Consider the following 22,075-nt stretch of genomic DNA (forward strand, 5'->3'; position numbering starts at 1 on the left):
ATATATTGTGTTTTTCTAGTTTTTTAAAAAAATAATTTACTTGACAAAGCAAACGCCAATAATCACAAGTCTTCCGGTGAATAGCATTAAAAAAATTTGGATAAATAGGATATAAAAGGTGAATAAATTTTGTTAGAGTGCAAATTAATTTTGCACTCTTATATAAGAAAAAGTATAGATATTTATCAAAATTAAGATTCAATATTTAACCAATCAGTATGGAACACACCCTCTTTATCGATTCGTTTATAAGTGTGCGCACCAAAATAATCTCGTTGGGCTTGAATCAAATTAGCGGGCAATACTGCTGAACGATAACTGTCATAATATGCGATTGCAGCTGACAGTGTAGGAACAGCAATACCTTGCGAAACAGCTAAACAGATTACATCACGCAATGATTGTTGATAGGCTTCAACGGTTTTAGAAAAATATGGCGCTAAAAGTAAGTTATCAATATTATTATTTTCACTATAAGCATCAGTAATTTTTTGTAAAAATTGTGCGCGAATAATACAACCTGCTCTAAAAATCTTAGCAATTTCGCCATAATTTAGTTGCCAGTTATAATGTTCTGATGCAGCCTTTAATTGAGCAAACCCTTGTGCGTAAGAGATAATTTTTCCCATATAAAGCGCTTTACGAACTTTTTCAATTAACGCTTGCTTATCCCCTCTAAATTCCTCTTTACTAGGCCCTTTTAGTACTTTTGATGCTGCAACACGTTGATCTTTAATCGCTGAAATATAACGTGCAAATACTGATTCAGTAATTAAAGATAATGGTTCACCTAAATCTAATGCGCTTTGGCTTGTCCATTTGCCAGTACCTTTATTGCCTGCCGCATCCAGAATCTTATCAACCAAATAATCGCCATTTTCATCTTTATATTTAAAGATATCTGCGGTAATTTCGGTTAAATAACTATCTAACTCGCCTTTATTCCAATCAGAAAAAACGTCAGAAAGTTCATCATTAGTTAATCCACCTACATGTTTTAACACACTATAGCTTTCAGCGATTAGTTGCATATCACCATATTCAATACCGTTGTGAGCCATTTTAACATAATGTCCGGCTCCATCAGGACCTATATAAGCTACACAAGGTTCCCCATTTGCTTTTGCTGCAATTTTTTCTAAAATTGGTGCAACAAGTTCATAAGCTTCTTTTTGACCGCCAGGCATAATTGATGGCCCTTTTAGTGCGCCTTCTTCACCACCTGAAACACCTGTTCCGATAAAATTAAAGCCTTCATCAGATAACATTTTATTACGACGAATTGTATCCTCAAAATAAGCATTACCACCATCAATAATAATATCACCTTTATCTAACAAGGGTCTGAGTTCATCAATGACAGCATCGGTGCCTTTACCTGCTTGCACCATAATTAAGATACGGCGAGGTTTTTCTAAAGAATTAACAAAATCTTCAATACTATAATAAGGAACCAATCGTTTATCAGAATGTTCTGCTATAACCTCTTCTGTTTTGTCTCTAGAGCGATTGTAGATTGATACTGAAAATCCACGACTTTCAATATTCAGTGCTAGGTTTCGCCCCATAACGGCCATTCCGATGACACCGATTTGTTGTTTAGACATAATTTGGCTCCTTTACTTGATTTAATCTTTATAACCTTATAAGGTTTGATATTACTACGTTAACACAATTATTTAGTCATAATTAGATTACATTCTGCCATAAAAAAAGCCGTATCAATACTTAATACGGCTTTTTTTCATAACTTTAATGAAATTACTTTAAACAAAGCAAATTATGAGCGTTTCATCATTTCAAAAAACTCATCATTGGTTTTAGTCATGGCAAGTTTATCGATTAAGAACTCCATTGCGTCAATTTCGCCCATTGGATTGAGAATTTTACGTAAAATCCACATTTTTTGTAATTCGTCTGGAGAAGTCATTAAATCTTCTTTACGAGTACCTGAGCGATTAAAGTCAATAGCAGGAAATACACGGCGTTCAGCAATTTTACGCGATAAATGTACTTCCATATTACCAGTACCTTTAAATTCTTCGTAAATAACTTCATCCATTTTAGAACCTGTATCAATTAGAGCCGTCGCTATAATGGTTAAACTACCACCTTCTTCCACATTACGTGCAGCACCGAAAAAGCGCTTAGGACGATGTAAGGCATTAGCATCAACACCACCAGTTAATACTTTGCCTGATGATGGAATAACAGTATTGTATGCACGCGCTAAACGAGTAATTGAGTCTAATAAAATAATGACATCTTTTTTGTGCTCAACCAAACGTTTTGCACGTTCTATTACCATTTCGGCAACTTGAACATGTCTTGCCGCTGGTTCATCAAACGTTGAAGCCACGACCTCACCTTTAACTAGGCGTTGCATTTCAGTCACTTCTTCTGGTCGCTCATCGATCATCAATACGACTAATTCACACTCAGGGTGATTAACCGCTAAACTTTGAGCAATGTTTTGTAGTAACATGGTTTTACCCGCTTTAGGTGGCGCAACAATCAAACCACGTTGACCTTTACCGATTGGAGAGGCTAAATCAAGTACTCTTGCAGTAATATCTTCGGTTGAGCCATTGCCACGTTCCATACGTAAGCGAGAATTTGGATGTAGAGGAGTTAAGTTTTCAAAAAGGATCTTATTGCGAGCATCTTCAGGTTTATCGTGGTTAACTTCATTTACTTTTAATAAAGCAAAATAACGCTCGCCTTCTTTTGGCGGTCTAATTTTACCGGCTATAGTATCGCCAGTTCTTAAATTAAAGCGCCTAATTTGACTTGGTGAAACATATATATCATCAGGCCCTGCTAAATAAGAACTATCAGCAGAACGCAAAAAGCCAAAACCATCTTGCAAAATCTCTAGAACACCGTCGCCAAAAATATCTTCACCACTTTTAGCATGCTGTTTTAAGATTGCAAAGATAATATCTTGTTTTCTAAGACGAGCAAGATTTTCAAGCCCCATTTTTTTCTCACCAAGCGCTACAAGCTCGGCAACAGATGTGTTTTTTAATTCAGTTAAATTCATATTTTTAAAAATTCTTGAGGATAAAATTGATATGTTTGCAATTACTGCTTTTGTTGTATATTTCTTTCATTTACTTCTAAAAATTTCTCTTTCTAGCAATGTATAAAATTAATTATTACTTAGCTTTTGATGATAATTACGCGATTGGATATTGAATTTCACCACTTTATCAAGAAAAACAATGAATTGCTGAAAGGGGTTTCTGTAAGAATTTTAGCAATTTACACTAAAATTATAAGGCTGTCTATATTTTTAATTATATTTTATGGAAATAAAAATAATAAGCGCCATTATAAACGCTTATTATTTATATTTATTGAACAAATTAAAGTTGTGGATCGATAAATGCTTTAAGTTGTGCTTTTGATAATGCACCCACTTGAGTAGCTACTACTTCACCATTTTTAAAAATTAATAATGTTGGAATACCACGAATACCAAATTTTGGCGCTATATTTGGATTTTGTTCTACGTTTAATTTAGCAATAATAATTTTATCACCATACTCTTGAGCGATTTCCTCTAAAATAGGGGCAACCATTTTACAAGGTCCACACCATTCAGCCCAAAAATCAACTAATACAGGTTTTGTTGATTCGTTAATTGTATTATCAAATGTAGCTTCAGAAAGTGAAATAATGCTATGACTCATTTAATTATCTCCTAAGGAATTTATCTGAAATTATATTAGGATATTTTCATATCTACTGCTAGTAATTATTATAATAGGATATAATTATTAGTTAAGTTGTTATATTTAGTATGTTACAATTGCCGAATTCTGATAATTATACTTTAAACAATAATGATTCAATCATATCTTACAAAAACAACTTTCAATCAATTTCCCCTGCATCCATTAGTTATAAAAGCATTGGAGAAAAAAGGTTTCGTTTACTGTACCCCAATTCAAGAACAAACATTACCATTAACCTCAAAAGGAATTGACATTGCAGGACAAGGACAAACTGGTACGGGTAAAACGATTGCGTTTTTGGCTTCAACATTTAATCATTTATTGAATAATGATCCATTAGCCGATCATAAGCCGAATCAGCCACGAGCTATCATTATTGCACCAACACGTGAATTAGTGGTACAAATTTATCATGATGCACAAACGCTTTCAGAACAAACTGGCCTCAAATTAGGTTTAGCTTATGGAGGTGATGGTTATGATAAACAATTAAAAATGTTGTCTGCTGGTGTTGATATATTAATTGCTACCACTGGTCGACTAATTGATTATGCAAAACAAGATTATATTAACTTAGAGGCAATTCAGGTTGCCGTTCTTGATGAAGCAGATCGTATGTTTGATTTAGGTTTTATCCGTGATATTCGTTGGATATTTAAACATATGACATCACCTAAAAAACGCCTCACTATGTTATTTTCTGCAACTTTAACTCATAATGTTCGTGAGCTTGCTTTTGAATATATGAATGAACCACAATATATTGAAGTTGAACCTGAACAAAAAATTGGTCATAGAATTAAAGAAGAACTATTTTTCCCATCAAATGAGGATAAATTAGCTTTACTACAAACGTTAATTGAAGAAGAATGGCCAGATCGCTGTATTGTATTTGCAAATACTAAAGTTGCTTGTGAGAAAATTTGGCGCCATTTAGTGGCTGACGGTCATCGTGTCGGCTTATTGACGGGTGATATAGCACAAAAAAAACGTTTATCTATTCTTGATAAATTCACTCAAGGTGATCTTGATATATTAGTTGCAACGGATGTTGCTGCACGAGGTTTACATATTCCAAATGTAACTCACGTTTTTAATTATGATCTGCCTGATGATTGTGATGATTATCGACATCGAATTGGTCGTACTGGCCGTGCTGGAGCTGAAGGTTATTCAATTTCATTAGCTTGTGAGCGTTACTCTCAAAACCTACCAGCTATTGAAAAAGCAATTGATCACGCTATTCCGGTTAGTCAATATGATCCTCAAGCATTACTTACAGATCTACCGACACCAAGACCTTTCAAAAGAACAACTCGTAGAAAGCCATCATAACAAGGTAGCTGCTATCTGCTTAAATAAGAGTTAACTCATTACCATCATTAAGTTAATAACTTTAATGATGGTATTGAACTTATAAGATAAACAGACAACTAATCAATATGTTGCTTAGTTTGCAAAAACTCCTGATAAGCTAATTTTATTTCTTTTTTTAATTCTTGAGATAATAATGCCATATGTTGGCCAGATAATGCGCCATATAACCCAAATAAAATATTAAGTGAAAGTTTCGGATTCTTATGCTTAATTCGGTAATAAGTTTCCAAATAACCTATTCTTTTAAAGCTCTGAATATCAGTAATATCAACACTTATCATTAGTTTTTCTAAGGATACCGTCATATTCGGTAATGCTTTTAAACGATTTTGTGTTTTTGCTAATTTTTCGTTTTGATCTTGTTTAGCATACTCAATAACTATTTTCACAATATCATGTAACTTCTTACGATCTGTCAACAGATCGTCACCAACTTTATAATAATCAAGTAATTTATTTGAACCATCAAAAACTAAATTAAGAGGCTTCATCCCTAGATCAATAAAAAGAGATCGATAATTAGGATGAGCTCTTAAATAAAAATTTTTTTGATCAACCCACCCAAACATAGTTGACTCACTATTAAGACTAAATCCGCCAAAAAACGATCTTATCGAAACGTCTTTAAAACCAGAAAACTCTTGTTTTATTTTTTCCGCTAATTTTCTACGCATAATAAGTTCCTTTTTAACTTACTCGTTTAAGTAATTTTAGTGGGAGTGTTTTTATGTTAAACTATAGCAATTTCTTTGATATTTAAATGATTATTTGATATAAATTGATAAATATGGGATCTGCCTTCCATAAATGAACATTAATAATATTTATACTTGATTAATTATATTTTTTTGTTCTAAAAAATTATGACTTTTTTAATCGTTTAAATTTGCAGCATCTCTTAATATTTCTTTAAAAAAGAAAAGCTGTTTTTACATTGTTATTATGTTGTAATAATTATACAATCAATAATAGTTAATTTAATGGTAGATATTTTTGTCAAGATGAATCAACATGTTTAAAAACGTTTTTATATTACTGTTTTTGTTTCTTGCATCAACCGCATCAGCCGACAAATTAGCTCTGATAGAAGCATTAACATCTTGTAATCCTGATTTTTTTAAACATGTATATGATTACAAAGATGAGCTAAAAAATCACACTAACGTTGAAACTTTTAATCAGAACCAAGCCTATATTCCGGTTGAAAACCGTAGTGATCCGACAAAAAACTTCATCTATTTTCAAAGCCCTATCGCATATAAAAATCTTAAGCTTATTGGTTACTATGATAGTGCTATGGATTTAAAAAAAATGGGGAAATATTATTTTTGGGGTTTCATTATTGAAAATGATATCAACCAAATCCGCGATAGCTTAGATTTTTTAGAATGGAAAAATATGGAAGATAACCTACTCTATATCGCTAATCCAAAAATTCGAAGTATTAATGATGATATTCAAGTTTGGCATAAAAATACCGGCTCTGTTGTTGGTGTAAAAACAATTCCCGCACCAAATACAACTGAAAAATTATTATTAATTGAAAAAGGTGAGAATATGCATCTTTTGATTTGTTCAATTCAAGGCGTTGTTACTAATAATCTACTTAAGCAAGAACGCCCTGATATTTATGCAAATAAAGTTATTAAATAGCCGATTCATCCATCTCGCCAGTACGAATACGAATCACCTGTTCTACGTTATAAACGAATATTTTACCATCACCAATTTTACCTGTTTGCGCTGTTTTCATGATAGTTTCAATACAGGTTTCTAAAATATCATCAGGTACAACAAGTTCTATTTTTACTTTAGGTAAAAAATCAACCATATATTCTGCACCACGATAAAGTTCAGTATGTCCTTTTTGACGGCCAAAACCTTTCACTTCAGTCACTGTCATACCTGTAATACCTTGATCAGCGAGTGCTTCTCGAATATCATCTAATTTAAAAGGTTTGATGATTGCCTCAATTTTTTTCATATCTCTTTACCCTTAATTCGAGATTACCAATTCTTAAATCCAAAAGCAGAAGTAATTGGATAGCGTCTGCCTTTACCAAAGTTACGAGCAGTAATTTTTGGACCTACTGCTGATTGTCGTCTTTTATATTCATTAATATCAACTAATCTAATAACACGTCTTATTGTCTCTTCATCATAACCTTGTGCAACTAGTTGTTCAATCGAAAAATCCTGTTCAACATAACCCTTTAATATTCCATCTAAAATATCATAAGGTGGTAAGCTATCTTCATCTTTTTGATCTGGAGCAAGCTCAGCTGATGGCGGGCGAGTAATCACACGTTCTGGAATAACATAAGAGCGACTATTTCGATATTTAGACAATGCAAATACCATAGTTTTAGGTACATCTTTAAGTACATCAAAACCACCAGCCATATCACCATAAAGTGTTGCATATCCGACAGACATTTCACTTTTATTACCTGTTGTTAATACTAGCCTACGACGTTTATTTGACAAAGCCATTAAAATAACACCCCGACAACGTGCTTGTAAGTTTTCTTCGGTAGTATCTTTTGCTGTACCTAAAAACATCGGTGTTAAAGAGGTCATAAAGGCATCAAACATCGGTTCAATTGAAATAATATCAAATTCAACCCCCAATATTTCCGCCTCTTCCTTTGCATCAGCGATACTAATATCAGCCGTATAACGAAATGGCATCATAACAGCCTGTACTTTATCTTTACCCAACGCATCAACCGCAATAGCTAAAGTTAACGCTGAATCAATACCACCTGATAACCCTAATACCGCACCTTGGAAACCATTTTTAGTAATATAATCACGCGTTGCAAGTACTAACGCATCATAAACAGCCGCTAATGGATCGTCTTTAAGGCTAGGTATTGGTTTATAATTATCATTGAGCAGAAAAATAGAAATTTGCTCTTCAAACGAATTTAATCGATGGACGATATCACCCTTCTCGTTACAGACAAATGAACTACCATCAAAAACAAGCTCATCTTGACCACCAATTTGATTCACATACACAATTGGTAATCCGGTTCTTACTGCATGTTGTTTAATAAGTTCTTGACGATACTGCGGTTTTTCATAAGCATACGGTGAAGCATTAATCGAAATAACCAAGTCGGCACTGTTTGCTGCAATTCGATCAATCGGTTCACATTGCCAAAGATCTTCACAGATTAATAAGCCAACTTTTTTACCTTTAAAATCAACCACACAAGTTTGCTCACCAGCAGCAAAATAGCGTTTTTCATCAAATACATCATAATTAGGTAATTGCTGTTTGTGATAACACGCTAATTGTTGTCCATCGAAAAATAGTGACAATGAGTTATAAACCAAACCATTTTGCCAATGAGGATGACCAACAATTACTCCACATTGTCGACTAGCTTGTTTGATGGCCGATAGCGCTTGTTGGCAACGATTTTTAAAGTCATCACGATAAATTAGATCTTCTGGAGGATAACCACAAATTGCAAGTTCAGAGAAAATAATAAGATCATGAGATGAATGGCGTTGCATCAATTCAATGATTTGCTGAGTATTACCTTCAATATCACCTACACGCCAATTTTTTTGTGCTAATACGAAAGATAAGGACATATAAATTCAACATTACAGATAAAAATTGGCAGTAAGTTTAAATGATTCTAAGTTGCGCTGCCACTTTTTTATCGTTAACATGCAATATTAAATTGGCATAAACTTGTTGGGAAATAATTATGCAAAAGATCCTAAATGTAGCATTAGAAAATCGCAGTTACCCTATTACTATTGGCGAAAACTTACTTAGTCAATTCGAACATTTCAAACTACACAGCGGCCAGCGAGTACTTATTGCCACAAATGACACAATTGCTCCGCTTTATCTACAGCATTTGATAGATATGTTTGAAGCTCATGGGATAAAAACAGATTTTGTTATAGTCCCTGATGGTGAACAATATAAAACCATGGAAACATGGAATCAAATTCTAACCGCTCTACTTGCCAACAATCATACTCGAAATAGCATCCTTATAGCGTTAGGTGGAGGTGTTATTGGTGATGTCGCTGGTTTTGCTGCTTCAGCTTATCAACGAGGAATTAAATTTATACAAGTACCAACAACATTATTATCACAAGTAGATTCATCCGTTGGAGGAAAAACAGCTATTAATCATCCTCTTGGTAAAAATATGATTGGTGCATTTTATCAACCACAAGCTGTTGTCATTGATATTAATTGTCTTAAAACTCTGCCACCACGAGAGCTTTCAGCCGGTTTGGCCGAAGTAATTAAATATGGCATCATTATGGATTCTGAGTTTTTTAATTGGTTAGAAACACATATCGATGATCTACTTAATTTAGATGTAGATGCCTTGAGTTATTGTATTTATCACTGCTGTAAACTAAAAGCACAAGTCGTTGCTGCCGATGAAACAGAACAAGACATGCGCGCTATTTTGAATCTTGGTCATACTTATGGTCACGCTATTGAAGCGGAACTCGGCTATGGTAATTGGTTACATGGTGAAGCAGTTAGTGTTGGTATGTTAATGGCGGCACAAACAGCTAAATTACTTGGTAAGTTAACAGATAAAGATATTCAACGAATAAAAAATTTATTAATTAAAGCTAAACTACCAGTTAAAAGACCGGAACAAATGACAATTGAATCCTATATTCCACATATGCTACGAGATAAAAAAGTTCTGTCAGGACAAATTAGATTGGTCTTACCAACTAAAATAGGTGCAGTTGAAGTCATTGATGTTGTAGATAAACAATTGATATTAGAAGCAATCTCATCTATTTAAATTCTTCTTTTTTACATAACCTGCCATATTCAATATACGGATGCATACAATTCTCTCACCGCATCCGTATATATTTATTTACATTCATGCAAGTTTAATCATGAATTCTTGTAAACATTAATTTACATGCCATCAATTAATCTAACAATATGTTAATTTTTTATTTACTATTCCGTAATTTTGTGTTTACATATTGCCTGTTTATGTAATTAATATTTTACATATAAAAATATGAATGATTTTAACAAGGAAAACCAAATGTTAAAAGACACACTAAATAATGTTCGAATCAGAGATGAGCATATGTTAATCACACCAGAAGAAATAAAAAAACTTTATCCATTATCATCTGAATTAGAAAATCAAATTGCTTCATCCCGACAAACCATTGTTGATATTTTAGAACGTCGAGATCACCGATTACTTATAGTTTGTGGTCCTTGTTCTATTCATGATCCTGATGCAGCTATTGAATATGCACATAAACTAAAAAAACTTTCTGATGAAGTGAAAGATAACTTATTTATTGTTATGCGAGTTTATTTTGAAAAACCAAGAACTACTGTTGGTTGGAAAGGTATGATTAATGACCCGCATATGGATAGCTCGTTTGATATTGAACATGGCTTAAAAAAAGCACGTAAATTGTTACTTGATATCACTAAGATTGGATTACCAATTGCAACAGAAGCATTAGATCCAAACACACCGCAATACATTGGTGATTTAATTAGCTGGTCAGCTATTGGAGCGAGAACAACTGAATCACAAACCCATCGAGAAATGGCTTCTGGACTATCAATGCCTGTTGGTTTCAAAAATGGTACAGATGGAAGTTTAGACGTAGCAATTAATGCAATGAAATCAGCTTCAATGGCGCATCGATTTGTTGGTATTAATCAAAAAGGGCAAGTTACAGTATTACAAACTTTAGGTAATCCGCACGGTCACGTGATTCTAAGAGGCGGAAAAACACCTAATTATGATGCTGAAAATGTTGCTTTATGTGAACAGCAAATGGATAAGGCTAAATTAGTCCCTAACTTAATGATAGATTGTAGTCATGCTAATTCCAACAAAGATTACCGCAATCAACCTATCGTTGCAGACTCGATTATTGAGCAAATTAAGCAAGGCAATAACTCAATTATTGGAGTAATGATAGAGAGTAATTTATTTGAAGGTAATCAATCATCTGAACAACCAAAAGAAAATTTCAAATATGGAGTATCCGTTACTGATGCTTGTATTAACTTTGAAACGACTGAGCAATTATTGCGAAGAATGGATAGTGATTTAGCTAAACCACTACTTAGTCGACAAAAGCAGACTATCTAAATTTAGCCTATTTTCTATAACAGTAAGTAAATTCGCCGACCAATGGTCGGCGAATTTTTTTTAACCGAGTTGTTTACGTGCATTACGGAAAATTCGCATCCACGGGCTATCTTCTCCCCAATTATCAGGATGCCATGAGTTGGTTACGGTTCTAAATACTCGTTCAGGATGTGGCATCATGATTGTTGCACGCCCATCATTAGATGTTACCGCAGTAATACCGTTTGGCGATCCATTTGGATTAGCAGGATACACTTCTGTCACTTGACCAAAGTGGTTAATATAACGTGCGGCAACCAAACCTGAATTTTCTAAATTAGTTAAATGCGCTAAATCATAGGTTTCAACTTGACCTTCACCATGTGAAACAGCAATCGGCATATGCGATCCAGCCATATCAGTAAAAAGTAATGAAGGGCTAGACTGAATTTGAACTAGACTAAATCGAGCCTCAAAACGTTCCGATACATTACGAACAAAACGAGGCCATAACTCAGCACCAGGTATCAGTTCTTTTAAATTCGACATCATCTGGCAGCCATTACAAACACCTAACGATAAAGTATCATTGCGCTGGAAGAATTGCTCAAACTCATGACGAACCTGTTCATTAAATAAAATAGACTTAGCCCAACCTTCACCGGCCCCTAATACATCGCCATAAGAAAAACCGCCACAAGCAACTAAAGTATTAAATTGATTCAAAGTCACTTGACCTGATAATAAATCCGTCATATGAACATCAATTGACTCAAAACCTGCTCGAGCAAATGCTGCTGCCATTTCAACATGTGAATTGACACCTTGTTCACGTAAAACTGCAACCTTAGGCTTCACGCCTTTGACTATGTAAGGTGCAGCAATATCTTGCGCAATATCAAAAGTAAGATGAACACTTAAACCTGGATCTTCATCATTTTGCTTAGCTTGGTGTTCTTGATCTGCACATTGTGGGTTATCACGTAAGCGTTGCATCTGCCAAGTGGTTTCTGCCCACCATGTTCTTAATGTCAATCGCGATTCGCTATACACCACAGCGCTATTATTACGAATAATAAATTGCTGTCCTGTTTTAGCTATTCCTAATGTATGAATCGCTTGAGATAAACCAAACTGCTTAAAGCATGTCATGACTTTTTCTAAATCACTATTACGAATTTGAATAACTGCGCCGAGTTCTTCATTAAATAGTGAGGCAATAACATCGCTACCAAGTGAATTAATATCAATATCTATACCACAATGTCCTGCAAATGCCATTTCTGCTAAGGTTATCAATAAACCACCATCAGAACGGTCGTGGTAAGCAAGTAAGGTATTTTGCGCAACTAAACTTTGGATAGCCTGATAAAAAGCGGCTAATTCTTTAGCATCATGAACATCAGCTGTTCTTTGTCCTAGATGACGATAAACTTGTGCTAATGCTGTTGCGCCTAATGCTTGATGACCTCGAGATAAATCAATAAATAGTAATAGATTATCCTCATTTGTACAAAGTTGTGGGGTAACTGTTTTACGCACATCTTCAACTCGAGCAAATGCGGAAATCACCAATGATAACGGTGAAGTTACCGTTTTTTGTTCACCATCTTGTTGCCATGTTGTTTTCATTGACATGGAGTCTTTACCAACCGGAATGGCTAATCCTAAAGCAGGACATAACTCTTCACCAATGGCTTTAACGGCTTGATAAAGACCAGCATCTTCACCAGGATGACCAGCTGCAGCCATCCAGTTAGCGGAAAGCTTAATACGTTTTATGTCGCCAATATTTGTCGCAGCAATATTGGTAATTGCTTCACCAACCGCTAATCTAGCTGATGCCGCAAAATTAAGCAGGGCAACAGGAGCTCGTTCTCCCATTGACATGGCTTCACCGTAATAACTGTCTAAACTTGCTGTTGTCACTGCGCAATCGGCAACCGGCACTTGCCAAGGTCCTACCATCTGATCACGAGCAACCATACCTGTTACCGAACGATCACCAATGGTAATTAAGAAAGTTTTTTCCGCCACAACTGGCAAATGTAATACTCGTTTTACCGCATCATATAAATTGATATCGGATGTTGAAAAATGATCACCTTGTGCTTGGCTAGTTTTAACATCTCGTAACATTTTTGGCGTTTTACCCAATAGCACATCTAACGGTAAATCTATTGGATTATTATTAAAATGTTCATCATGTAACACGACTGCTTTATTAATTGTAGCTTCACCAATTACTGCATAAGGTGTACGTTCACGCTTACAAAGTTCATCAAACAATTCTAAGCTTTCTGGATGAATAGCCAGTACATAGCGCTCTTGTGATTCATTACACCAAATTTCTAACGGTGACATACCTGGTTCGTCACTTAATATTTTGCGCAATTCAAATTGACCGCCACAACCACCATCACTAACTAGTTCAGGCATCGCATTGGACAAACCACCAGCACCAACATCATGAATAAATAAAATTGGGTTTTTATCACCAAGTTGCCAACAACGATCTATTACTTCTTGGCAACGACGCTCCATTTCTGGGTTATCACGTTGAACTGAAGCAAAATCAAGATCTGCATCTGATTGTCCTGATGTCATAGATGAGGCAGCACCACCACCTAAACCAATATTCATGGCAGGCCCACCTAATACAATTAATTTAGAGCCGATAGGAAATTCACCTTTTTGAATATGTTCACGACGAATATTGCCCATACCACCAGCTAACATAATCGGTTTGTGGTATCCTCTGACTTCATCGCCGTTATAACTGTTTACTTTCTCTTCATAAGTACGAAAATAACCAAGTAAAGCTGGACGACCAAATTCATTATTAAATGCTGCACCACCTAAGGGCCCATCCATCATAATGTCAAACGCACTAACAATTCGATCGGGTTTACCAAAATCTTGTTCCCAAGGCTGTTCAAAATTTGGAATTCGTAAGTTCGAAACAGAAAAACCAACTAATCCTGCTTTTGGTTTAGCTCCTTTTCCTGTCGCTCCTTCATCTCGAATTTCACCGCCACTACCGGTTGCCGCACCTGGCCAAGGTGATATTGCCGTTGGGTGATTATGGGTTTCCACCTTCATTAAAATATCAGCATATTCCTGATGATAATCATAACTTCGACTATCATAATCAGCAAAGAATCGTCCAACTTTCGAACCATCCATAACAGCGGCATTATCCTTATAAGCGGATGACACATAATCAGGCGTATGTTCAAAAGTATTTTTGATCATTTTAAATAATGATTTTGGTTGTTTAACACCATCAATAATCCAATCAGCATTAAATATTTTATGACGACAATGTTCAGAGTTTGCTTGACCAAACATATAAAGCTCAATGTCAGTCGGATTACGGTTTAATTTTTGAAAATTCTCAACCAAATAGTCAATTTCATCTGGTGCTAAAGCCAAACCTAATTTTAGATTAGCTTCCTCTAATGCTTGACGACCTTGTCCTAACAAATCAATAATTGTTACTGGTTTGGGTTGGTCAGCCTTAAATAATTGTTCTGCTTGCTCAAAACTGTTTAATACGGTCTCCATCATTCGGTCATGTATCAATCCTAAAAAAGTATTTTTTTGACAATCAGTTAACAGAGAACTAGCTTGCACATAATAAGCAATACCTCGTTCTATTCGATGGATTTTTGATAATCCACAATTATGTGCAATATCAGTAGCTTTAGATGACCATGGCGAAATAGTACCTTCGCGTGGAGTAACTAAAAAGAGTATTTTACTGGTTTTATCTTCGACATTTATTTGCGCACTTTTGGGACCATATTGTAACAACTTATCTAAGGTTAATTGTTGTTGAACAGTTAATTCATCACTTAAATCAATAAAGTGAATGTATTGGGCTTCAATATTTGTTATAGGGATAGATTGTTCACGACAAGAGGATAAAATTTTATTAATACGAAATGCAGATAGAGCAGAAGAACCAGCTAAAATTTTCATGCTAAGAGTACTCTTTTTAAGCCAAAATAGGAAAAAAATAGAACAACATTATAAAATAAACTGAACAAAGAGGCTATCTTAAAAATCATAATATAATGTAATTAAAGAATTTTGAGGAAAGGGGTTTTTTAATGTTCAATTCGGCTTTTTATGATTATTTAAAACACTACAATTTTTTAAAATAAATCTTTAATGTTTATTATCAAATTAAGAAAATTTTTAATTACAATCTGTTAGTAATCATTATTATTGAGGATTATATTCATACTGCAAAAGTAAGCCAAACTAAGCTTCTGACGATGATATCAATAAAAATATTAAGTAGAGTGGATTAAATCAATACGCCAACCAAAGTTGGCGTATTGATTATGATTAAGCTTCGTTCCAACTGTCTCTTAATCCCACTGTTCGATTAAATACTAAATTATCTTCAGTGGCATATTTACTATCAAGACAAAAATAACCTTCACGTTCAAATTGATAAGCGTGTTCTGCTTCAGCTTTTTGCAAACTAGGCTCAACAAACCCATGTTTAATAATTAATGAATTTGGATTGATAGTTGATAAAAAGTCCTCTGCACTACCTGGATTTGGAGTATTAAATAGCCGATCATAAAGACGAATTTCAGCTGGCTTTGCAAATTTAGCTGACACCCAGTGAATAACGCCTTTAACTTTACGTCCATCTTCAGGATTTTTATTTAATGTAGCAGGATCATAACTACAATAAATAGTTTGAATATTACCGTCCACATCTTTTTCAACACGCTCTGCTCGTATCACATAAGCATTACGCAAACGAACTTCTTTACCTAATACTAAACGCTTATAATTTTTATTTGCTTCTTCCCTAAAATCAGCTCGATCAATATAAATTTCACGCGTGAATGTCACTTCTCGATGACCTAATTCTGGGCGATTAGGGTGATTTGGCATGCTAAGTACTTCATCAAGTGTTTCCGAAAAGTTTTCAATGACAACTTTAACAGGATCAAGTACCGCCATTGCTCGTGGCGCATTTTCATTAAGATCTTCACGAATACAGAACTCAAGTGTACTCATTTCAACCGTATTTTCTTGTTTAGTTACACCAATTCGACGACAAAATTCACGAATTGATGCCGGTGTATAACCACGGCGACGCAAACCCGATACGGTAGGCATCCGAGGGTCATTCCAACCGTCAACAATTTGTTCAGAAACTAACTGGGTTAATTTTCGTTTAGAAGTAATAGCATATTCAAGATTTAGTCTCGAAAACTCATACTGATGTGGTCTTGCTTCAATAGTAATATTATCTAAAACCCAATCGTACAAACGACGATTATCTTGAAACTCAAGTGTACAAAGTGAATGAGTTATATTTTCAATAGCATCCGAGATACAATGTGTAAAATCATACATTGGGTAAATACACCATTTATTGCCTGTTTGGTGATGCTCAGCAAATTTTATACGATATAATACGGGATCACGCATAACAATAAATGGTGATGCCATATCAATTTTTGCTCTTAAGCAGGCTTTACCTTCAGCAAATTTACCTTCCTTCATTTGGATAAATAATGCTAGGTTTTCTTCAATGCTTCGATCACGATAAGGGCTATTTTTACCTGCTTGTGTTAATGTTCCACGATATTCGCGGATTTCATCAGCAGACAACTCATCAACATAAGCAAGACCTTTATTAATCAGTTCAATTGCATATTCATATAAACGGTCAAAATAGTCAGATGAGTAACAGATTTCACCATCCCATTGGAATCCTAACCAACGAACATCTTCTTTTATAGATTCAACGTATTCAATATCTTCTTTGGCAGGATTGGTATCATCAAAGCGTAAATTACATTTACCCTGATAATCTTGCGCAATCCCGAAATTTAAACAGATAGATTTTGCATGACCAATATGTAGATAACCATTAGGCTCAGGCGGAAAACGAGTATGGGTTGTTTTATATTTTCCTGCCGCAAGATCTGCATCAATAATTTGACGTATAAAGTTAGTTGGACGAGTTTCGTTCTCTGTCGGTAATACACCGCTCATAAAAAACCTCTAATTATATATGTTTACTCATGACCAATTTAGAAATGAGATTTTTCACTTTTATCATTTTGATCAAAGAATATAGCAAATTTTTTGTTTTTTCGAAACGTTAAAAACGAGAGTTTTAAGTTATCTGAAAAAATATTGTTATTTAAATCTATATCTTTCTTAATAATTTTTGATTAAATTTTATTAAATCTAGCTTGATTATTCTTCACCTGATTTTATCGAAACCACAAATCTAGCACCCCCTAATGGACTAGTCACCACAAATGCTTTACCGTCATGAAATTCAGCCATTAATTTTACATAAGCAAGGCCTAACCCATATCCGCCGGTTGAACGTGTGCGGCTAGTATCAAGTCGAGCAAAAGGCATAAAAATTTTTTCACGAGCATCAAAAGGAATACCAGTCCCATCATCATCAATCTCTAAAATCACTCGATGATCCTGTTTTGTGATATTCAACACCGCTTTATGTGCAGCATATTTAAACGCATTGAGTAGTAAATTTTTGACCATGGTTTCAGCCAAATTAGTATCAATTTTAGCTTCGACATTTTGGCTATTACAAATTAATTCAAACCCTTTTGGTTTAAATAGTGCTAATGATTGACAAACTTTTTCGCCCCATTCTTTCAACGATACATTAGTAAGATTTAATTCGATATTACTCTGCTGCATTTTGAAATAATTCAAACTGGCATTTATCAGCGTTTCAAGTTCATTAATATCATCGCTCATTCCTTTTTGCAGTAATGCTTTTTCATGCTCATCGCTGGACTCTTCAAGCATACTTAACTCAAATCGCATCCGTGCAAGTGGCGTACGTAGTTCATGAGCCATCGCATGTGAAATCGTTTGGTTGGTACTAACTAAATGTTCTATCTGAGTCCCCATGTTATTAAGTACATTAGCTAACGGTTTAAATAACCAACCTTTTACATTTTCAGTACGCGCTTTTAAATTTCCTTGTCCCAATTGCTCTGCGGTTTGGCGAATATTAACCAAATCTTTCCAAACGGCACTAAAAGCAAAATAGATTAAAATAAAAAAGATAATGGCACTAAACAAGGCCCAAATAATAAGAAATACACTCAACGACATAGTATTCGATTCTAATATATCTCGCATTAAAATCGGACCTAGTTGCAATAGATGTCCATCCTTTAAATCAATATAGACAACCTCGTCATCACCATCATAAGCAAAACCGAGTTTTTCTAACTCTTTTTCAACGGAATGAGACAAGATAGTCTGTTCTGGTAAAACTTTTATTGGATAACCAAAAGAAGGCTGCAATTCATTCACTACTTCTTGCAATGGACGTTGCTTATTTTCATCAATGTGTTTACGAATTAAGTTGACAGTTCCGCGTTGTGATTCACGAAAAATAAGATGATCATCGGGCATATCAGTTAAAGACGAAGGTAATGAGTCAAACACCAATAATGCACCATAAGCAATAATACATTGTAACGAAAGCAAAATAACAAGGTAAAAGACGATGCGGCGATTGAAGAATAGCGGTTTAGCTAATAATTGTTTCAATGATTTTCCCCTTCACGCATAAATAAATAGCCTTTTCCACGCACGGTTTTGATCCGTGATGAGTTGTCAGGATCATCTAGTAATTTGCGCCGTAATCGAGAAATGCGCGCATCAATAGAACGATCGCTACCATCAAAATCAATACCTCTTACTTGAGAAAATATATCGTCTCGCGATAAAATCTTACCGGCGTTATTTGCTAATAACCAAAGTAAATCAAATTCTGCCGTAGTCAAATCGATATCTTGCCCATCTAATAACACTCTTCGATTTTCACCATCAATAACCAAATTATCAAAGACCAGAGTATTATTGTTAAATGAAGTTATTAGTTCCTTATAGCTTTCTTTATCGGTTTCGATCTGTTTTCGTCGCAACAATGCACGAATACGAGCAAGTAATAACCGCGGTTCTATAGGTTTAGCTAGATAATCATCTGCACCTAACTCTAAACCAACAATTTCATCAATATTGTCTTCACTCGCGGTCATAATCAGAATATAGTTTGTAAACCACGAACGTATATCTCGACATATATCAAATCCAGATTTTTCTGGCAGCATGACATCTAAAATAACTAAATCAGGATTGATCTGTTGTATTTTTTCTTCGGCACCTGCACCACTATTATGCCAATCAACCATATACCCCTGACGGATTAAATAAACTTGGATTAAATTGGCTAATCTTTCATCATCTTCGATGATTAATATACGTTCACTCATTTTCGGCTCTCTTTACCGTATAATGTGTACTTCAAAATACCTTATTATACAGGTAAATGAAGCCTCGTTACAAAAGATATACAAAGAGCCTACAAAGTTTACGACCGCTATATGAGAGAATTGGCGCCAATATCTATAACTAAGCAATTTTTTCGTTAACTATGAATACTTTTTCATCAATTACTAATCATCTTTTTCAGCCATCTTATACTCACCACCAAAACCCTATTATTTTATGTGATTTTGATGGCACAATTAGTGTTAAAGATGTTACTGATACTTTACTTAGTCAATTTGGTCAAGATGGTTGTGATGAACTTGAAGAGTTATGGGTTAGTGGCAAAATCGGCTCTCAAGAATGTATGAGTAAACAGATTGCATTAATGGATGCTAGCCTAGAGGAACTCAATCAAGCATTAGCAAAAATTGAAATTGATGATAATTTTAAAGAATTTATTGATTACACTGAAAAAAATCATATTCCAGTTCATGTAGTTAGTGACGGCTTAGATTATGCTATTCAGTTTGTGTTAAAACACCATAGTATTGAGAATTTACCTATTTATGCCAATAAGTTAATGCATAATAATCAACGAAGTTGGCGCCTGGAGTTCCCATTTGCCAATAAAAATTGTATTAAACAAAGCGGTAACTGCAAATGCAATCATGTTAAACAACAGCAACATTTTCCTCAGATACTGTATGTTGGTGATGGTACGTCCGATTTTTGCGTTTCTCATCATGTCGATCTTGTTTTCGCCAAAGATAAGTTGATTAATTATTGCGAAAAAAACAATATTAAACACAGTGCTATTGAGAGTTTTGCTGATGTAACCGCAGCATTAAAACAGATGCAACAAACACTAATTCCAGTCATGGCGGTAAAATAAAGGAATAATAATGAGTACAATTGAAGATTTATCTTATTTTTTACCTGGTAATAAAAATGGTGTGCTATTAATTCACGGTTTAACTGGTACACCAAATGAAATGCGTATTTTAGCCAATGGTTTACATAAAGCTGGATTTACTGTGTATGCAATACAGTTAGCTGGTCACTGTGGTACAGAAGCAGATCTATGTAAAACAACTTGGCAAGATTGGTATAAAAGTGTTCAAGATGGTGCTGATTATTTAGCTCAACATGTTGATAATCTGTTTGTCGCAGGTTTATCTATGGGCGCATTATTAGCGTTAAAATTAGCTGCCGATCGTCCCAATCAAGTGAAAGGTGTTGGTGTTTTAGCACCTACTTTTTCTTATGATGGCTGGAGCATGCCATTTTGGGCTAAAAAATTCTTCTTTTTATTAGTCTATTTCAAAAAACTTGGTATTTTTCAAAAAGTATCTTTTATTGAAAAACCACCTTATGGCCTTAAGGATGAGCGGATTCGGGCTGTTGTGTCTGAAAGCATGTTAAGTGGTGACGCCGCCTCTGCAGGACTGGCAGGTAACCCTTTCCCAGCTTTAGCTGAAATGCAGTTATTGGCTAAACATATGCGTCAGGAGTTACCTAAAGTTACCTCACCGTGTTTAATTATGCATTCAGGCAATGATGACATTGCCAATATTGAAACAAATGCAAAATTAGTTGAAAAACACGTTTCCGGCCCAAAACAGTTAATCGTATTAAATGATAGTTATCATTTAATTACCATTGATAGCCAACGCCGAGAAGTGATTAAAGAATGTGCTTCATTCTTTAATCATATTGTAGAAGGAAATCAAGCATAATGTCATCCTTAGTTATTTTTCTTTGGGTTAGTAATATCTGTTTTGATACTTTAGGACAAGTTGCCTTTAAATATGCTGCAATATCACCGACCAATCGAGATGGTTGGTATTACTGGTTGGATTTGGCTAAAAATCATTGGATTTGGGTAGGAATAGCATCTTACATTGCTGAATTTTTATTGTGGCTAGCCTTTTTAACTTTAGTGCCACTATCTCAAGGAGTATTACTGGCCTCATTTAATATTATTACTATTATGTTAGTTGGTCGAATTCTTTTCAAAGAATTACTCACTCTTTATCGCATTATTGGTATGTTATTAATAACTGCTGGTGTTATTTTTGTGGGAATGTCTTAATATGGCTAAGTTTTATTTGATTGGTTTTACCGTATTATTAATGTTTGATACCATTGCCCAGTGCAGCTTCAAATTGGCTGCTGAGCATGCACAACCTCTTGCGATGAGTGTTGAATGGATTATTAGGGTTTTTTCTGGCCATTGGATCTATGTATCAATTGCAGGTTATATTTTTACTTTCTTCACTTGGATGACTTTATTAAAAAAAGCGCCTGTCGGACCAGCTTTTGCGGCATCTCATTTCGAAGTCGTCACGGTAATGATTGCATCAGTTTGGTTATTTAATGAACCAATAACGTTATTTAAGTTAATTGGAACAATATTGATTGTTTCAGGAATTATGTTTCTGGCATTGGCGGAAAGTAAACTAACCAACAAAAACAGTCATAACAGTTATTAATCAAAACTAAAGTCAAGCCTAGCTGTATTTTATT

General features: G+C 34.7%; 18 protein-coding genes. 8 read left to right on the forward strand and 10 right to left on the reverse strand.

The genetic code is table 11. The features are described 5' to 3' along the window. Positions 1-191: 191 nt before the first annotated feature. From gnd to trxA, 3 genes are all read right to left on the reverse strand, one after another. Positions 192-1,607 (reverse strand): NADP-dependent phosphogluconate dehydrogenase, encoded by a 1,416-nt coding sequence (gene gnd, locus AC5LWZ_RS11895; protein WP_493463771.1) that lies wholly within the window; start codon positions 1,605-1,607, stop codon positions 192-194. 173 nt (positions 1,608-1,780) lie between these two features. After that, a complete protein-coding gene (gene rho, locus AC5LWZ_RS11900) occupies positions 1,781-3,043 on the reverse strand; it encodes a transcription termination factor Rho (protein ID WP_065577819.1) in 1,263 nt (420 codons plus the stop codon). A gap of 325 nt (positions 3,044-3,368) precedes the next feature. After that, positions 3,369-3,695, reverse strand: coding sequence for a thioredoxin TrxA (trxA, locus tag AC5LWZ_RS11905; RefSeq protein WP_493463772.1), 327 nt, complete (start codon positions 3,693-3,695; stop codon positions 3,369-3,371). Positions 3,696-3,848: 153 nt separating this feature from the next. On the opposite strand from trxA, the gene rhlB reads away from it, so the two are divergent. Continuing rightward, complete coding sequence (gene rhlB, locus AC5LWZ_RS11910) at positions 3,849-5,075, forward strand: ATP-dependent RNA helicase RhlB (RefSeq protein WP_294913184.1); 1,227 nt, start codon at positions 3,849-3,851, stop codon at positions 5,073-5,075. A 98-nt stretch (positions 5,076-5,173) separates the two neighbouring features. On the opposite strand, the gene AC5LWZ_RS11915 is transcribed toward rhlB, so the two are convergent. Then, entirely contained in the window at positions 5,174-5,791 is a 618-nt protein-coding gene (locus tag AC5LWZ_RS11915; protein WP_198201626.1) for a TfoX/Sxy family DNA transformation protein, read from the reverse strand. Positions 5,792-6,128: 337 nt separating this feature from the next. Here AC5LWZ_RS11915 and AC5LWZ_RS11920 point away from each other — a divergent pair, with 337 nt between their 5' ends. Next, a complete protein-coding gene (locus AC5LWZ_RS11920; RefSeq protein WP_198201627.1) occupies positions 6,129-6,770 on the forward strand; it encodes a hypothetical protein in 642 nt (213 codons plus the stop codon). Here the strand turns inward: AC5LWZ_RS11920 and glnB are convergent. Both glnB and AC5LWZ_RS11930 read right to left on the reverse strand, forming a co-directional pair. After that, positions 6,763-7,101 carry a nitrogen regulatory protein P-II gene (gene glnB / locus AC5LWZ_RS11925; RefSeq protein ID WP_065577823.1) on the reverse strand — a complete coding sequence of 113 codons (339 nt, stop codon included), beginning with the start codon at positions 7,099-7,101 and terminating at the stop codon, positions 6,763-6,765. The two genes, AC5LWZ_RS11920 and glnB, sit on opposite strands and share 8 nt — an antisense overlap. A gap of 23 nt (positions 7,102-7,124) precedes the next feature. Next, positions 7,125-8,732: an NAD+ synthase gene (locus AC5LWZ_RS11930; RefSeq protein ID WP_366940001.1), complete on the reverse strand. Its 1,608-nt coding sequence runs from the start codon at positions 8,730-8,732 to the stop codon at positions 7,125-7,127. 113 nt (positions 8,733-8,845) lie between these two features. Between AC5LWZ_RS11930 and aroB the strand changes: the two genes are divergently transcribed. Next, complete coding sequence (aroB, locus tag AC5LWZ_RS11935; RefSeq protein ID WP_110447030.1) at positions 8,846-9,925, forward strand: 3-dehydroquinate synthase; 1,080 nt, start codon at positions 8,846-8,848, stop codon at positions 9,923-9,925. 258 nt (positions 9,926-10,183) lie between these two features. Then, positions 10,184-11,263, forward strand: a complete 1,080-nt coding sequence (locus AC5LWZ_RS11940) for a 3-deoxy-7-phosphoheptulonate synthase (protein WP_110447029.1) — start codon at positions 10,184-10,186, stop codon at positions 11,261-11,263. Positions 11,264-11,323: 60 nt separating this feature from the next. Here AC5LWZ_RS11940 and purL read toward each other — a convergent pair whose 3' ends face one another. The 4 genes from purL to AC5LWZ_RS11960 form a co-directional block, all read right to left on the reverse strand. Further along, entirely contained in the window at positions 11,324-15,226 is a 3,903-nt protein-coding gene (purL, locus tag AC5LWZ_RS11945; protein WP_294892795.1) for a phosphoribosylformylglycinamidine synthase, read from the reverse strand. Positions 15,227-15,598: 372 nt separating this feature from the next. Then, positions 15,599-17,275, reverse strand: a complete 1,677-nt coding sequence (gene glnS / locus AC5LWZ_RS11950; protein ID WP_294892796.1) for a glutamine--tRNA ligase — start codon at positions 17,273-17,275, stop codon at positions 15,599-15,601. 207 nt (positions 17,276-17,482) lie between these two features. Then, a complete protein-coding gene (locus tag AC5LWZ_RS11955; RefSeq protein WP_294892798.1) occupies positions 17,483-18,826 on the reverse strand; it encodes an ATP-binding protein in 1,344 nt (447 codons plus the stop codon). Beyond that, complete coding sequence (locus AC5LWZ_RS11960; protein ID WP_065614669.1) at positions 18,823-19,551, reverse strand: winged helix-turn-helix domain-containing protein; 729 nt, start codon at positions 19,549-19,551, stop codon at positions 18,823-18,825. The genes AC5LWZ_RS11955 and AC5LWZ_RS11960 overlap by 4 nt, the downstream gene beginning before the upstream one ends. A gap of 161 nt (positions 19,552-19,712) precedes the next feature. On the opposite strand from AC5LWZ_RS11960, the gene AC5LWZ_RS11965 reads away from it, so the two are divergent. From AC5LWZ_RS11965 to AC5LWZ_RS11980, 4 genes are read left to right on the forward strand one after another with little or no spacing between them, the layout of a single operon-like run. Next, entirely contained in the window at positions 19,713-20,441 is a 729-nt protein-coding gene (locus AC5LWZ_RS11965; RefSeq protein WP_493463773.1) for an MtnX-like HAD-IB family phosphatase, read from the forward strand. Between the two features lie 10 nt (positions 20,442-20,451). Then, positions 20,452-21,285, forward strand: a complete 834-nt coding sequence (locus AC5LWZ_RS11970) for an alpha/beta hydrolase (RefSeq protein ID WP_034901882.1) — start codon at positions 20,452-20,454, stop codon at positions 21,283-21,285. Further along, positions 21,285-21,641, forward strand: coding sequence for a DMT family transporter (locus AC5LWZ_RS11975; protein ID WP_034901884.1), 357 nt, complete (start codon positions 21,285-21,287; stop codon positions 21,639-21,641). The genes AC5LWZ_RS11970 and AC5LWZ_RS11975 overlap by 1 nt, the downstream gene beginning before the upstream one ends. 1 nt (position 21,642) lies before the next feature. Then, entirely contained in the window at positions 21,643-22,041 is a 399-nt protein-coding gene (locus AC5LWZ_RS11980; protein ID WP_110447024.1) for a DMT family transporter, read from the forward strand. The last annotated feature ends 34 nt before the right edge of the window (positions 22,042-22,075 follow it).

This window comes from Gilliamella sp. LMG 34362 (assembly GCF_984569125.1).